This is a genomic window from Sphaerisporangium corydalis (assembly GCF_025506355.1).
Classification (GTDB): Bacteria; Actinomycetota; Actinomycetes; order Streptosporangiales; family Streptosporangiaceae; genus Sphaerisporangium; species Sphaerisporangium corydalis.
In genome coordinates, this window is sequence record NZ_JANZYP010000087.1 from 1 (window position 1) to 14,784 (window position 14,784).

The following is a 14,784-nucleotide window of genomic DNA, read 5'->3' on the forward strand; positions in this document are numbered from 1 at the left end:
GTGGACCAAGGCCCGTAGCGTTCCGGGACGTCACGCCACCCAGACCCGGTACGGAAACGCCACAAGATCCCGTTGAACTGATCACGCACCCGCCGCGGCAACGGCCCGGTAGCCGCCACCGGCAGACACGGCTCGATCAACGCCCACTCGGCATCGGTCACATCAAAACGCGCCACATCCGAGTTCTACCAGCCACCGGGCCTCACCTAGATCCGAACTCCGAACAGCTCCTAGCACGTCGTGGTTCTTCTCGATCGTCACGGTGATGCTGATGTGAGGGGAGCCGGTGTGCAGCACGGAGTTGGTGGCCGCCTCCGACAGCAGCAGCACCGCGTCGTCGGACCGGGGGTGGTTGTCGAGGATCTTGCTCAGCCAGCGCCGGGCCTCTCCCACGGACGCCTCGGTGGCGGGGAGGACGGCGGTCTCCGTTCGCTGGGTACGGGTGCTCATCGGGGTCGGTCGTCCTTCGGAGATCGGTGGCGGTCAGGCGGCCGTCGCGGCGGCGATCAGTGGCCCGTGAGCGGCGTGCGCGGCGGGCAGGTCGGGATTGCCGGGTTCGACGGGTGTGTAGGGCCGTCCGGCGGTGTGGCGGCCGGTCCGCCCCGCCCGGCCGCGCCGGAACGGTCGGCGGAGGAGTTCGAGCAGCTTCACGAGTCAGGACCACCTTCCTGGTCAGGGGATCCGGACGACTTGGGGATCGCCTGCGGGTCCCGTCGTTCGGAGGTGCTACGTGCTGTAGCAGTGCAATCATGGACAGTGATCGAAGGTGGCAGAAGGGCGACGGTGTGGTCGTAAGTGGCCGCGCCTGACCACGATCACGAGGGGTGCCATGGCCGCAGACCTGATCGACCCGCACGCCTCCGTGTGGCACCTGTTCGGAGCGGTGATGCGCCGGTGCAGGGAGGGCGAGTCCAAGATCGCTCTACGCCGGGCGGCGGCCGACCTGTACGTCGACTACTCCAACCTGGCCAAGTGGGAGCGCGGCGAACGGACCCCGCCGCCGGAGATCGTGCCCCGGCTCGACGAGGTGTACGGCGCGCACGGCATCCTGACCGCGCTGTACGGCACGCTCGTGCGCCTCAGCGCCGTCGCGGAGTCGGACCGGCTGCGCACGGGTATGTGTCTGGAAACCCCCGCATATCGCAATGGAGACGACGATATGGAACGCCGAGCCGCCCTCCAGCTCCTCGCAGGGCTCGGCACACTGGGTGCTACCAGCAATTACGGCGCCCTAGGTGGCGTCTCTGGTGAGTCGCTGCGTCGACTTCTCGACATGTCCCTGAGCCAGGCGCCCCAAACGGTCGATGAATGGGAGTCGGCCTGCGCCGACCACCTTCACGCCCTACGCACCCGTCCACCGGCCCAGGTCGCCACCGATCTCCTTGTCGACCTGCTCGCGATACGTCGCCAGCTCGACACGGGCGCTTCTACTCAGGAGGTCGAGCTACAGCGGATCAAGGCGGCGCTTTCGACGCTGCACGCCAATGTCTTGACCCGCATGGGTGAGCACGGTTCCGCCGTCCGCTGGTGGCGCACCGCACGCCAGGCCGCCGACGCCTCCGGGGATCTCGAACTCCGACTCGGCGTGCGCGCCACCGAAAGCGGGCACGGCCTCTACGGGCAACGTGATCCCGGGACCGTCCTCAGGCTTACGCAGAATGCCCAGCAGATCGCGGGAACCCGGCCGTCTCTGGGGCTCGCCCTGGTCATCTGCTCCCAGGCCAAGGCGCTCACCGTCCTCGGAAGGCATGAGGACGCCCAGCGGGCACTGAATACCTTTCGTGACCATGTCGCGGCCGAACCACCGTCGGCGAGTGTCATGCCCGGTTATTGGAACGGCGGGCAGCTCCTCGGCGCCGAGAGCTTGATCTATGCGGGCGCGGGCAACGAGGCGGAGGCCCACGATGCCGGGGAACGCCTGCTTGCCTTCAGCAGCGATTACCAGGTCACCGCGACCGTGCGCCTGCACGAAGCTCTCTGCGCGGTCGTGAACGGGGGCGTCGATCAAGGAATGCGATTGGCGACCACGGTGATCGATGCCCTGCCGCAGGTGCACAACGACAACATGGTGGTCGGCACCGGACGGATGGTCCTGCACGCTGTCCCCCGTGACCAGCAAAAACGTCCCTCCGTCGCGGAGTTCCGTCAGGTGCTGGCCCTCGAACCGGCTAGAAGCGCCTGAGCGGTCGGCTCCCCCGTAACCGACCGGCGTATTAACAGCTGCTGTAATTCTTCCCGGGGGGCTTTCCGGGGATCGGCTTGCCGATGAGGGCGACGGGGATGAAGAACAGGATCTGGCTGATCGCCAGGGTGAGCGTCCAGAGCGCCTTGTCGTCGTAGTGAGCCGATGCCTTGGCGAACAGCTCGTCGGACACGCGCTCGCCAGCCGGGTTCGGGGTGAGAACGGCCTCCACGAGCTCCAGTGCGACCCGTTCGGCGTCGGTGAAGTACGGGGCATCCCGCCACGACGAAACGGCGGTGATGCGCTCCTCCGTCTCGCTGGCCTTACGGAGCTCACCGGTCTGCCGGATGGTGTGGTACGTACTGCCGACGATCTGCCCGGCGCGGAGCTGCACCAGGTTGACGGTGGCGTACGGAATCGACCCGTTCCGGGTGACCTTGGTCATCCCTCCGGCGATCACCCCCATATCCGGAAAGAACGGGGCGGGATCAGGCAGACGCGACCGGAGGCCGTCCTGCTCGGTCGTCATGGAAGTGGACATGGCTAGGCCTTCCCTTCTGAATCCCTGAATCTCAACGGTGTTGCACGGCTCTGACGTGCTCGGAAGCGGCAGGAGAGCCCACGGCCGCCGGGCCCCCGTACCGGCCGAGTCTGGGACACCTTCCTGCGATGCAGGATGGTGTCCCAGTCCTCCGACGACACACCCGCAGGAATTGTGAGGCGACGCGCCGACCTCACGTTCCGGGCCCCTGCCCCGTCGAACCGATGAGGGCAGACGCGACCAGGAAAGCCGACGAAACCATGACCACCCCATCCGAGACAGCACACGGCCACCCCGATCCGGGCCTAGACGCGATCATGAGCGAGCGGCGGCAGCTGATCAGCCTCGCCTACCGGCTCCTCGGCTCCCTGGCCGACGCCGAGGACGTCGTACAGGAGACCTACGCCCGCTGGTACGCCATGTCCCGGCCACAGCAGGAGGCCATCGAATCTCCCGGCGCCTGGCTGACCAAGGTCGCCGGCCGCGTCTGCCTGGACCTGCTCGGCTCGGCGCGTGCCCGGCGCGAGAGTTACGTGGGGGAATGGATCCCCGAGCCACTGCCCGAACGTACGGAGTGGATCAGCGGACGGCCAGGAGCCGACCCGGCCGACCGGGTCACCCTGGACGAGTCGATCAACATGGCGTTCCTGGTCGTCCTCGATTCGATGACCCCGGCCGAGCGCGTCGCCTTCGTCCTGCACGACGTCTTCCGCTACCCCTTCGCCGAAGTCGCCGAGATCGTCGGCCGTACCCCGGCGGCCTGCCGCCAGCTCGCCACCTCGGCCCGGCGCCGCATCCGCGCCTCCCAAGCCCCCGCCACTCCGGCCGCCCAGCGCGCCGGCGTCGTCAGGGACTTCAAGCAGGCCTGGGAGGCCAAGGACATCGAGGCCCTGATCGGCCTCCTCGACCCCGACGCCACGGCGATCGCCGACGGCGGCGGCCTCGCCACCGCCGTGCTCCGCCCGATCGAAGGCGCCGAGCAGATCGCCCGCTACCTCGCCACCATCGCCGACCTGGCCCCCGACCTGAGAATCCTGGAACGCACGGTCAACGGCCAACCCGGCCTGGTGGCCCAGCAGGACGGCGTCACCGTGACGGTCGCGGCCTTCGACATCGCCGGCGACCGGATCACCCACATCTGGGCAGTACGCAACCCCGACAAACTCCGCCCCTGGACCACAGAACCACAGCACTAGACAAACTCCGCCCCAGGCCACAGCACTAGAGGAACGGCTCCCTAGCGGGCTCGCAGTTCGCGGAGTACCGCGTTGACCGCCGGCTGCGACGCCTGCGGCCGGCGGACCGCCGCGGTGATCCGCCGGGGCACCGGCGCCCGCAACGCGCGGGTGACCACGTCGAAGCGCGCGTCCACCGCCAGGCTCGGCAGCAGGGCGATCGACAGCCCCGCCTCCACGTGCTGGAGAGCGATCATGTAGTTGTTGAACCGGCAGATGACCACCGGCTCGAATCCCGCCTCCCGGCACAGCCGGGTCGCCAGGTCGGACATGTACGACCCGGGCACGTCGAACGTCCACCGCTGGTCCGCGCAGGCCGCCAGGTCGATGGTCTCGTGCGCCGCCAGCGGGTGGCCGGCGGGCAGCACCACCACGATCGAGTCCTCGGCGATCGGCACCAGGTCGATGCCCGGGTCGAGCTCCGCGCCGACGAAGTCGGTGGTCGTGATGATCATGTCCACGTCACCGCGCCGCAGGGCCTGCATGCTCTCGTGCGGCTCCAGTTCCAGCAGCACCACCACGACGTCCGGATGCCGGGCGCGGAGACGTGCGACGGCCGGCACGGCGAAGGCGTGCACCGCGCTCTGGAACATCGCCAACGTCACCGTGCCGGCCGGCTCGTCACCCAGCCCGCGCAACTCCGCCTCCGTGGCGTCCATCGCGGCCAGGATCTCCCGGGCACGGCTGGCCAGCAGCACCCCGGCCGGCGTCAGGCGGACCCGCCGGCCGGTGCGCTCCAGCAGCGCGGTGCCGGCCTCCCGTTCGAGCACGCCGAGTTGCTGGGACACCGCGGACGGGCTCAGATTGCCGCTCTGCGCCACGGCCCGGATCGTGCCGAGCATTTCCAAGTGGGTGAGCAGGCGCAGCCGCCAGGGGTTGAGCGTCATGCCGGGACTGTACGGCTTAACTGAACAGCAGCGGCACATTTATGAAATGGACGTGATGCTCGGAGATTTCTACCGTGAGTACATGACTGACACCTTCTGGTCGGACGTCGACCGTCATCTCGTCCGCTACTCCGGCGCCGGCGCCTTCGTACCGGAGATCATCGAACGTGCCGAGGGCGGTTTCGTGTACACCGCCGATGGTCGCCGGATCCTCGACTTCACCTCCGGGCAGATGAGCGCGATCCTCGGGCACTCACATCCCGACGTCGTCGCCACCGTCCAGCGTCAGGCCGCCACCCTCGACCACCTGTTCAGCGGCATGCTCAGCCGTCCGGTCGTCGACCTGGCCCGCCGCCTCGCCGGTTCGCTGCCCGACCCCCTGGACAAGGTGCTGCTGCTGACCACCGGCGCCGAGTCGAACGAGGCGGCGATCCGGATGGCCAAGCTGGTCACCGGAAAGCACGAGATCGTCTCGTTCACCCGCTCCTGGCACGGGATGACGCAGGCGGCCGCGAACGCCACGTACAGCTCCGGCCGGAAAGGGTACGGCCCGGCCGGACCCGGCAACCTCGCGATCCCCGCCCCGAACCCGTACCGGCCGGACTTCACCACCGCCGATGGTGAGCTGGACTGGCGCCGTCAGCTGGACTTCTCCTTCGACCTGATCGACGCGCAGTCGGTGGGGAGCCTGGCCGCCTGCATCGTGGAACCGATCCTCAGCTCGGGCGGCGTGCTCGACCTGCCGCCCGGCTACCTGGCCGCGCTGCGCGACAAATGCCATGAGCGCGGCATGCTGCTGATCTTGGACGAGGCCCAGACAGGCCTGTGCCGCACCGGCGACTGGTACGCCTTCCAGCGCGACGGCGTCGTACCGGACATGATCACACTGTCCAAGACGCTGGGCGCCGGTCTTCCGCTGGCCGCGGTGATCACCACCGAGGAGATCGAGCGAACCGCACACGAACGCGGATTCCTCTTCTTCACCACCCATGTCTCCGACCCACTGGTCGCCGCGGTCGGCAACACCGTACTGGACGTCCTGGAACGCGACCGCCTGGACCACCGGGCCGCCGAACTCGGCGCCTACCTGCGTCAGGGCCTCACCGATATGGCGGACCGTCACGAGGTGATCGGCGACGTCCGAGGCCGCGGCCTGCTGGTCGGCTTGGAACTGGTCCTCGACCGCGACACCAGGCAGGGCTCAGACGAACTCGGCGCAGCCGTAACCCGGCGCTGCCTGGACCTGGGCCTCCACATGAACGTGGTCCAACTCCCCGGCATGGGCGGCGTCTTCCGAATCGCCCCACCCCTAACCTCCACCACCACCGAACTGAACCTCGGCCTAGAAATCCTGGACAAGGCAATCGGCGACATCACCCCCAAATTCCTGGCAAACCCACCCACCACCACGTAGCCCAGCCAAACCATCTAACGACGCTCAACCACCCACGGCACCGTTCGGTGAATCTACGTCCGAATCCACAAGAGCCAGTTGCCCAGAATGGCCAAAAGGCAGGTTCCAAAGATCGAAACCGGCCTCTAGCCTCGGGAACTTGTTGGGGTGACAGAATTCCAACCTGCGGCCCCTTCGTCCCGACCTACTGGCAGAACCCTGGTCATGACCTGGTCGCCCAGGTCATGGATACAACTCCGGTCGTTCCCGTGCGGCTAGACACGGTGGCGTTACTGTACTTCCGTGCTATCAGCAACGGCCGTGACGAGGTGCGTTCACAGGTCGCCTTAGTCGTGTCGGCTGAGGCAGCAGCGCAGAAGCTGACCACCTGTCTTGCTATGCACCTCCTGGTGATTACATTCGGGCGATCAAGCATTCAGCCTCAATGGCAGGTGCATTCCTAGAAGCTTGGCGCACGCCGCAACACGTACGATCTTGGCGACACTAGCCACGGACACTCGGCCTGATGATGTGATGCTTCGCGCAGTACGCGTCGGCGAGAGCACGCGAAGCATCTACAAAATCTTTCCCAGTCTGCGTACCATTCTCTGAGAACCTCTACAAGATCGCATTGGTTAAGACAATGGGTGTTTTTTCTCTCCCCATTGGTCTTGTAGCCGATCCTTCTCCTGCAAGAGCTGCTCAGCCAAGCCCTCAGGAAGGAGATATGGACTCTCTTACAAGAGCGTTGGCTGCCAACTGAACCCCGGACTCTAAGGCCTGGGACTCGTGAGAGATACTCTATGCCCGCAATGCCTCAACCACCGTCTTCATCTAGGCTTCTGGTAGCTCAATGTGATTGAGAGGCACTTCGTAGTCTGTCGGGCGCGCGAATCGACGTTGACGGCATGGCGAGCGGTCCGTCAGGGGCCTAGTGTGGCGGCCCGTGTCAACGACCTGCGGGAAATCGTGAACGCGATCCTTTATATGTGCCGGACCGGGATCGCCTGGGAATATTTGCCGCACGACTGCCCGTCGCACAAGACGGTCATGACTACTACGCCAAATATGAGCCGACAGGACGACCCAGAAGTTCCATGACCTGCGGCGGGAGCAGGTTCGCAGAGCCGAAGGGCGTAAATCCATTCCGACTGCGGCGATCATTAACGCGCAGAGCGTGAAGACCTCCTGCAACGTTGGTGAATCCAGTCAGGGCATCGACGTCGGCAAGAAGATCAAGGGCCGGAGACGGCATCTCGCCGCAGACACGTTGGGACTGTTGCGGCAGTGATCGTGACGACGGCATCGGTGCAGGACCCCATCGGTGGTTGGGAGATCTTGAACGCCCTTGCCGCTGAACACCAGACGATCTCCACCACCTAGGTCGACGGTGGCTACACACCACCGTCATCCAGCATGGCGCCCGGCGTGGGATCGATGTCCAGGTCGTCAAACGCCCTGCCGGTCGCGGATTCCATGTTCTCCCATGTCGGGGGGTCATTTAGCGCACTCTAGGCTGGCTGATGTTGCATCGATGACTCGCGTGCTGAGCTGGACATCAACTGGGGAATCTACACAAACCTGGCACCTCTAACTCGTCGCAAAGGGGACATGTAGCCTCAAATCTAGATCGGATGCTCTCTAAGAACATCGGGGATGATCGACATCGGAGGGGCATCCCCAAGATCAGACGAACCAGATATGTTAGTGCATGTTTGGGGGGGTGCGGGCGGGACATCCTGCCGGGTTCTACCATGACTTGAGGGGTCACTGTGGTGATCGACCCCAACAAAGGAGACTCGCCCCAACTACTCCCAATGTTCCCGGTGATTCTCTGCGCACCGGTACATCTTGCTCGGACTGTCATTAGAGAGGCCGGATTGTTATCGTGGCAACATGGTCACATCACCACAAGAACCCAATAGGCAGAAGGTCTGGACAGAACGGGCTACGTTAGTGTCCGCCATCGTAGCCATCCTAGGTCTCACGGTATCTGGGGTCCTCGGCACCACGTGGCAGGCTGCCTGGGACTACTTCGACCCGCCTCCACCGCAACGTACTCGTTTGATCACCTTTGATCCATGGCTGGCGCCCGACGCTGAGGCGCAAGCCGAACGCGCTAATTATGTACGCGACAGTAAATGTCAGGGGTGGGGAGTTCGACCGCTGGGGGGAACCAGGCGTTGTTTTATTGGCAGCGCCAGTTGGGACGACTGCTATCCGGAGCCGTTTTGGCTACGGGATAATTTCACGTCGCAAGTTGTTGCATGTATCTCCGATCCAGATAAGGATCCATCCTTCTATCGGATCGCAAAATTTGAAAAAGAAGTAGTACCCGGGTCCAAGGACGCCATTATACGCAGTCCTGATACGGTCTGGATTGTCCAACTAAGCAACGCAGAAGACCGGTGCTATAGATACGATGGAACTAGATTAACAGTTGCAGGACATGACACAATTATGTACTGCGAGAAACAAGGGTACCTGATCGATATTAAGTCGGGCCGAGTTTGGATGGCTGAGTATGCAAAAAGCGGGGAAACTGTTATTGGTGAGGTGGCAATTGAAACTGCCTGGTTCTAGCAGAACCTTTGTTCATTGCCAGACGGCTACCTCGCATACCTGCTACGCGGGAGGTAGTGAAGGAACCGGAGTTCGCGCCGTTCACCGTCTCGACGTACGAGACCCTCGTCAGGCCGTACATCCTCCCAGGGCCTCGGCAAGAAGCGTCTCGACAAGCTGAGCGTTCGGGACGTACGGACCTGGCTGAGTGAGGCGCGGGAGATCTGCCAGTGCTGCGCCCAGGGCAAGGACGTTCGTCGGCCAAAGAATCACAAGAACTCGCAGAACAGGCGGCGCTGCTGTGCTCTCGGGCGGTGTTGTCAACGGGTGGCCTCGGAGCGGACGATCCGTGACGCCTGGACGGTGCTGCGGAGCGCGCTCACGAACGCCGTGGCGAGGAAAGCCGCAGAAGCGCAAGGTCAAGCCGTGGTCCGTAGATGAGGCGCGGACGTTCCTGGAGTCCGCGCGGAAGGCGGGAGATTCGCTGTACGCGGCCCATGTTCTATCGTCGTGCTGAGCCTTCGGAAGAGGGAGATCCTGGGACTGCCGTGGGAAGCGGTCGATCTCAACACCGCCGAGATCGATATCACTTGGCAGCTTCAGCGGGTTCGGCGGCATCTCCTCCATCGGCAGACCAAGACGGAAGCGTCGGACGCCACGGCACGAGGTGGGAGGGAATTTCAGGGTCGACACGGGGGCGGCGGTCGATCCTCGGCACTTCAACCGGAAGTTCGACGCGCGATGCGAGGCGGCCTGTGTCCGGAGGATCACCGTGCACGACACCCGACACACCTGCGCGACGCTGCTTGCCGCGCTCGACGTTCACCCTCGGGTTGCGATGCAGATTCTCCGGCATAGCCAGATCGACGTCACGATGAACGTCTACACGGAAGTCACCTCGGAGGCGACGAGCGAGGCACTCAAGCGGCTTGGGAGGACGCTGGACGGCTCGTAAGGGGTCGCTGCTGTACGGAGATCAAGAAGGCCACTTGCGGTGATCGCAAGTGGCCTTTGGCCTGGGTCGGGGTGACAGGATTTGAACCTGCGGCCTCTTCGTCCCGAACGAAGCGCGCTACCAAGCTGCGCCACACCCCGGTGCACAGGCGGCTTTGCTTGTGCTCGCATGAGTCTAGCGGACTTTGGTCGTGCTCGCGTCACTCCCCTGACGCTGCAGGGGTTGCCGGGGCGGCGGCGGGGCGTCAGGTGCGGGTGGGGCGGCGGGGGACGAGGGTGAGCAGGGTGGCCTCGGGGGGGCAGGAGAACCGTGCGGGAGCGTATGGGGAAGTGCCTAGGCCGGCGGAGACGTGCAGCCAGGCGGACTCGTGGCGGTGCAGGCCCTTGACGCGGGCGCGGTCGATGCCGCAGTTGGTCACCAGGGCGCCGTAGAACGGGATGCAGAGCTGGCCGCCGTGGGTGTGGCCGGCCAGGAGCAGCTGGTAGCCGTCTTCGGCGAAGCGCGACATGTTGCGCGGCTCGGGGGAGTGCATCACGCCCAGGCGGAGGTCGGCGTCGGCGGGCGCGGGGCCGGCGATCTCGTCGTACCGGTCGCGGTTGATGTGGGAGTCGTGGATGCCGCCCACGGCGACGTCGAGGTCGGCGACCTTGATCCGCGCGGTGGTGTTGTTCATGTCGAGCCATCCGGCGGCGGTCATGCTCGCGCCCAGCTCGTTCCACGGGAGGTTCGGGATGTGCTGGCGACGGTCGCCCCGGGACGATCTCCAGAGGTAGCGGAGGGGGTTCTTGGGGGTGGGGGCGTACAGATCATTCGAACCGTAGACGAACAGGCCGGGACGGGACAGCAGGGGCTCGACCGCGCGTAGGTAGGCGGGGATCGCGTCCGGGTGGGCGAGGGTGTCGCCGGTGTTGACCACCAGGTCGGGTTCGAGGGCGTCGAGGGAGCGGACCCAGTTGATCAGGCGGGTGCGCCCGGGGGTGAGGTGCAGGTCGGAGATCTGCAAAATCCGCACGGGCCGCTGCCCGGGGTCGAGCACCGGGACGTCGAACCGGCGGAGCCGGAACCAGTTGCGCTCGACGACCGAGGCATAGCCGAGCCCGGCAACGCCGAGACCCAGCAGGGACAGGGGTACCGCGGCAGCTTTCCTCACCCCTTCATGATGCCCGAGGGCAGCCCATGCTGCCTCCTGTGCGGGAGAAGGTGTCCCATGTGGGGCGCGCCCGCGCCTGTCGTGGGACGTGGCCGGCCCGGGCCCTCCAGCGTGGGCGGGCTGTCCCGGGCCGTTCTGGGGGCTTGGGAAGGTCGCTGGGGGGAAAGCCGTCCCCTTCGGACTCCGGCGCCGCCGTGGGGTCCTGGGGAGGCTGGGAGGGGGAATGGGGGCCGGGGAGGGGAAATGGGGGCCGGGGAGGGGAAATGGAGGCGATCGGGGTGCGGTGACACGGCAAGATGGTGGCCATGAGTGCTTTGAAGGACAAGCTGAAGGCCGACCTCACGACGTCGATGAAAGCGCGTGACGAGGTGCGGACCCGGACGCTGCGCATGGCGCTGGCGGCCGTCAGCACCGAAGAGGTCGCGGGCAAGTCGGCGCGTGAGCTCTCCGACGACGAGATCGTCAAGGTGCTGACGAAGGAGGCCAAGAAGCGCCGGGAGGCGGCCGAGGCGTTCGCCGGCGCCGGCCGGGACGAGCAGGCGCGCGCCGAGCAGGATGAGCACGCCGTGCTGGAGGAGTACCTCCCGGCGCAGCTGCCCGACGAGGAGCTGGACCGGCTCGTCAAGGAGGCCATCGCCGAGAGCGGCGCGGAGGGCCCGAGGGCCATGGGCCAGGTCATGAAGGTCCTCAACCCGAAGGTGGCGGGCCGCGCCGAGGGCGGCAGGGTCGCCCAGGCCGTCCGCGCCCATCTCGCCGGCTGACCGCCTAGGCCGTCCGCGCGCACCTCGCCGGCTGACCGCCCACGCCGGGTCAGACGTAAACGGTGCCCCCCGCGACCTTTCGCGGGGGGCACCGTCACGATCTTTCGTTGGACGTCGTCAGTGGTCAGTGCTGGACGTCGTCAGTGGTCAGCCGCTGCGAGGGGCCGTGCTGGGTGGGGTTTGGGGGCCGCCGTTGCCGCCCGGGTCGTCGGGGTTCTGGTCGTTTCCGCCCTGGCCGCCGTCCTGGCCGTTCGGGTCGTTCGGGTTGTTCTGGCCGTTCCCGCCCTGGTCCTCGCCGTTGGTGGGGTTGCCGTTCCCGCCGTTGTCGCCGCCGTTGCCCCCGTTGTCGCCGTTCCCGCCGCCGCCGTTGTCGTTCCCGTCAGGGACTTCGAACGGCCCGCCGTTGTTGTCGATCGGGTCCTTCGGGGGACGCTTGGGCGCGCAGCCTTCGCTACAGCCGCCGAACCGGCTCATGTCCGGCGCGGTGAACGACGTGGGCGCGATGTCCGCCAGCGCGCTGAGCAGCGTGGCCTTCCAGATCTGGCCGGAGATCGTGGCGCCGAACACCTCGCCGTAGTATCTGCCGCCGATCGTCACCCCGCGCAGGGGGTGGGCCTGCGAGCCGCGCGGGTCGCCGAGGCTGACCGCCGCGGCGATGTCGGGGGTGTACCCGGCGAACCAGGCGGTCATGGACCCGTCGGTGGTGCCGGTCTTGCCCGCCGCGTCCCGGTTGATCCCGCCGACGCCCCGCATCGTGCCCTTGGTGAACACACCGGACAGGATGCCGCTGACCGCGTCGGCGATCTTCTCGTCGAGGGTCTGCTTGCAGGTCGGCTTGAAGGTGTTGGTCTTGCCGTACCTGTCGGTGATCCCGGTGATGGCCATCGGCTCGCAGTACTTGCCGCGCGCCGCGAAGGTGGCGTACGCGCTGGCCACGGTGATGGGGTCCATCTCGTTGACGCCGAGGGTGAAGGTCTCGACCTCCTGCAGCTTGCCGCCGTCGGCGCGCTTGATGCCGAGGTCCTTGGCCGTCTTGACGACGTTGCAGAGCCCGACCTTCTTCTCGAGGCCGAGGAAGAAGGTGTTGACCGACCCCCAGGTGCCGGTCTGCAGGGTCTTGAAGCCGCCGCCGCCCTCGGAGTTGTGCGCGACGTGGCTCGGGTCGCCGACGTTCTCGCCCTTGCAGTTCTTGAAGTCGCTGTAGCCGCCGGCCTGGAAGGTGGCGCCGGAGTTGAGGCCGTCGTTGTACTTCAGGCCCTCCTTCAGCGCCGTGGCGAGCGTGAAGGCCTTGAACGTCGAGCCCGCCTGGAAGCCCGTGCCGCCGCCGTGCGCGACGTCGGCGACCAGGTTGTAGTTGGACTCGTTCTTCTTCTTGCTGCTGCCGAACTTCCGGCTGGCGGCCATCGCCTTGATCGCGCCGGTGCCGGGTTCGACCAGGGCTTCGGCGGCGACGGGTTTGTCCGAGGCGAAGACCCACTTCTTGATCGCCTTGTCGGCGGCCTTCTGCATCTTGGTGTCGAGCGTCGTCTTGATGACCAGGCCGCCGCGGTTCAGGAACTCCTTGCGCGCCTTCTCGGACTTGCCGAACTGCTTGTCGTTGAGGATCTCGTGCTGGACGTACAGGCAGAAGTAGGGGTAGTCGCTCTGCTCGCACCCGCCGGGGATGGAGATGTCCTTGTAGACGAGCTTCTTGGCCTTGGCCGTCGCCGCCTGCTCAGGCGTGATCTTCTTCAGCTCCGCCATGCGGTCGAGTACGGTGTTGCGCCGGGCCAGCAGGGACGCCTTGTGCTGCTTGCCGAGGTTCGGGTCGGTCGCGTTGGGGTTCTGCACGGCCCCCGCGAGCGTGGCCGCCTCCTGGAGGTTCAGCTTGGAGGCCGGCTTGTTGAAGAAGCGCCTGGACGCGGCCTGGATGCCGTACGCGCTGGCGCCGAAGTAGGCGATGTTGAGATACCGCTCGAGGATCTGGTCCTTGGTGTACTTCTCCTCGATCGCCATGGCGTACCGGAGCTCGTTGAGCTTGCGAGGGACCGTCGGCGCGATGGCCGCGAGCCTCTCCTCGTCGGTCTCGGCCTTGTTGAGCAGCACCTGCTTGACGTACTGCTGGGTGATCGAGGAACCGCCCTCGGCGACTCCGCCCGACTGGAGGTTCTTCATCATCGCGCGGGCGAAGCCCTCCAGGTCGAGGGCGCCGTGCTCGTAGAAGCGGAAGTCCTCGATGGAGATGATCGCGTCCCGCATGATCGGGGCGACCTTGTCCAGAGGTACGGATTCGCGGTTCTGGTAGTAGAACTGCGCGATACGCTTTCCGCTGGCGTCGAGGATCTCGGTCTTCTCCGGGAGCGGAGGCTCCTTGAGATCCTCGGGCTTGAGGTTCAGCACGTCGGTGGCGCCCTTGACGCCCACGCCCGCTCCGCCCACGGCGGGTAGGGCGATGGCGGCAGCCAGCACCCCAGCGGCGACGGCGGCCGCGATCAGGCGGAAGAGGTTCCCGATTACCGACCAGGGGGCTTTGCCTTGAGCTTGCACGAGTCCAAGGGTATGCCGAACCACTGACTCAATAGGTACCCAAAGTCCATTTCGCATTGACTCGCCCACTGCCCGAGGGGGGGAGGACTAGTCATTCCCGGCCACATGGCCTGACATGACCATGTGGGAAATTGACCCGCCCGGGGTCTGTCGGTCCCAACGTCTGGTTGCGTACGTTCTCCTCTGCGGCAACTGAATAAGGAGGCTCGACGCCCGCGCCCGTCGGCCGCCAAGTGACGACTGACCACCTATAGGGGAGTGGGGTCGAAATGTGGATCACGGATTGGACCTCCCGTGCCGCCTGTCGGGGTGCGGATCCTGACGCGTTGTTCGTCCAGGGTGCCGCCCAGAACAGGGCGAAGCTCATCTGCCGAGGATGCCCGGTCCGTACGGAGTGCCTCGCGGACGCACTGGACAATCGCATCGAGTTCGGGGTCTGGGGCGGTATGACGGAACGGGAGCGACGGGCCCTGCTGAGGCGGCGGCCCGATGTCACCTCCTGGCGCGACCTGCTGGAGGTCGCCAAGGAAGAGTACGAACGGACCAACGAGCTGATTGCCGGCTGAGTTCAGGGGCGGGGGCGGTGTCCGCC

General features: G+C 66.0%; 14 protein-coding genes and 1 tRNA gene. 7 read left to right on the top strand and 8 right to left on the bottom strand.

Annotation, left to right across the window (positions count from 1 at the left end):
• From NYZ98_RS37585 to NYZ98_RS37595, 3 genes are all read right to left on the bottom strand, one after another.
• Positions 1-176: transposase (locus NYZ98_RS37585; protein WP_262849582.1), on the bottom strand; the 176-nt coding region annotated here is incomplete at its 3' end.
• Positions 163-450, bottom strand: coding sequence for an ATP-binding protein (locus tag NYZ98_RS37590; RefSeq protein WP_262849518.1), 288 nt, complete (start codon positions 448-450; stop codon positions 163-165). The genes NYZ98_RS37585 and NYZ98_RS37590, both read right to left, overlap by 14 nt.
• Before the next feature lie 33 nt (positions 451-483).
• Positions 484-651, bottom strand: coding sequence for a hypothetical protein (locus NYZ98_RS37595; RefSeq protein WP_262849520.1), 168 nt, complete (start codon positions 649-651; stop codon positions 484-486).
• Positions 652-829: 178 nt separating this feature from the next.
• Between NYZ98_RS37595 and NYZ98_RS37600 the strand changes: the two genes are divergently transcribed.
• The gene (locus NYZ98_RS37600) at positions 830-2,182 is read left to right on the top strand and encodes a helix-turn-helix domain-containing protein (RefSeq protein WP_262849522.1); all 1,353 of its coding nucleotides are present in this window, start codon (positions 830-832) and stop codon (positions 2,180-2,182) included.
• 31 nt (positions 2,183-2,213) lie between these two features.
• Here NYZ98_RS37600 and NYZ98_RS37605 read toward each other — a convergent pair whose 3' ends face one another.
• A complete protein-coding gene (locus tag NYZ98_RS37605) occupies positions 2,214-2,711 on the bottom strand; it encodes a carboxymuconolactone decarboxylase family protein (RefSeq protein ID WP_262849524.1) in 498 nt (165 codons plus the stop codon).
• 272 nt (positions 2,712-2,983) lie between these two features.
• On the opposite strand from NYZ98_RS37605, the gene sigJ reads away from it, so the two are divergent.
• Positions 2,984-3,919 (top strand): RNA polymerase sigma factor SigJ, encoded by a 936-nt coding sequence (gene sigJ, locus NYZ98_RS37610; protein ID WP_262849526.1) that lies wholly within the window; start codon positions 2,984-2,986, stop codon positions 3,917-3,919.
• Positions 3,920-3,960: 41 nt separating this feature from the next.
• Here sigJ and NYZ98_RS37615 read toward each other — a convergent pair whose 3' ends face one another.
• Positions 3,961-4,845, bottom strand: a complete 885-nt coding sequence (locus tag NYZ98_RS37615) for a LysR family transcriptional regulator (protein WP_262849529.1) — start codon at positions 4,843-4,845, stop codon at positions 3,961-3,963.
• A gap of 82 nt (positions 4,846-4,927) precedes the next feature.
• On the opposite strand from NYZ98_RS37615, the gene NYZ98_RS37620 reads away from it, so the two are divergent.
• The 3 genes from NYZ98_RS37620 to NYZ98_RS37630 all read left to right on the top strand — a co-directional run bounded on the left by NYZ98_RS37620 (position 4,928) and on the right by NYZ98_RS37630 (position 9,755).
• Positions 4,928-6,259 carry an aspartate aminotransferase family protein gene (locus NYZ98_RS37620; RefSeq protein WP_262849531.1) on the top strand — a complete coding sequence of 444 codons (1,332 nt, stop codon included), beginning with the start codon at positions 4,928-4,930 and terminating at the stop codon, positions 6,257-6,259.
• Positions 6,260-7,093: 834 nt separating this feature from the next.
• Entirely contained in the window at positions 7,094-7,339 is a 246-nt protein-coding gene (locus NYZ98_RS41640) for a transposase (protein ID WP_380707383.1), read from the top strand.
• Positions 7,340-9,467: 2,128 nt separating this feature from the next.
• Positions 9,468-9,755, top strand: coding sequence for a tyrosine-type recombinase/integrase (locus NYZ98_RS37630; protein WP_262849533.1), 288 nt, complete (start codon positions 9,468-9,470; stop codon positions 9,753-9,755).
• Positions 9,756-9,821: 66 nt separating this feature from the next.
• Here NYZ98_RS37630 and NYZ98_RS37635 read toward each other — a convergent pair.
• Positions 9,822-9,895, bottom strand: a tRNA-Pro gene (locus tag NYZ98_RS37635).
• A gap of 104 nt (positions 9,896-9,999) precedes the next feature.
• The gene (locus NYZ98_RS37640; RefSeq protein WP_262849536.1) at positions 10,000-10,905 is read right to left on the bottom strand and encodes a metallophosphoesterase; all 906 of its coding nucleotides are present in this window, start codon (positions 10,903-10,905) and stop codon (positions 10,000-10,002) included.
• A 305-nt stretch (positions 10,906-11,210) separates the two neighbouring features.
• Between NYZ98_RS37640 and NYZ98_RS37645 the strand changes: the two genes are divergently transcribed.
• On the top strand, positions 11,211-11,666 hold the full coding sequence (locus NYZ98_RS37645; protein WP_262849538.1) for a GatB/YqeY domain-containing protein: 456 nt from the start codon (positions 11,211-11,213) through the stop codon (positions 11,664-11,666).
• A 147-nt stretch (positions 11,667-11,813) separates the two neighbouring features.
• On the opposite strand, the gene NYZ98_RS37650 is transcribed toward NYZ98_RS37645, so the two are convergent.
• Positions 11,814-14,192: a transglycosylase domain-containing protein gene (locus NYZ98_RS37650; RefSeq protein ID WP_262849542.1), complete on the bottom strand. Its 2,379-nt coding sequence runs from the start codon at positions 14,190-14,192 to the stop codon at positions 11,814-11,816.
• A gap of 269 nt (positions 14,193-14,461) precedes the next feature.
• Between NYZ98_RS37650 and NYZ98_RS37655 the strand changes: the two genes are divergently transcribed.
• Positions 14,462-14,758, top strand: a complete 297-nt coding sequence (locus NYZ98_RS37655) for a WhiB family transcriptional regulator (RefSeq protein WP_114029663.1) — start codon at positions 14,462-14,464, stop codon at positions 14,756-14,758.
• The last annotated feature ends 26 nt before the right edge of the window (positions 14,759-14,784 follow it).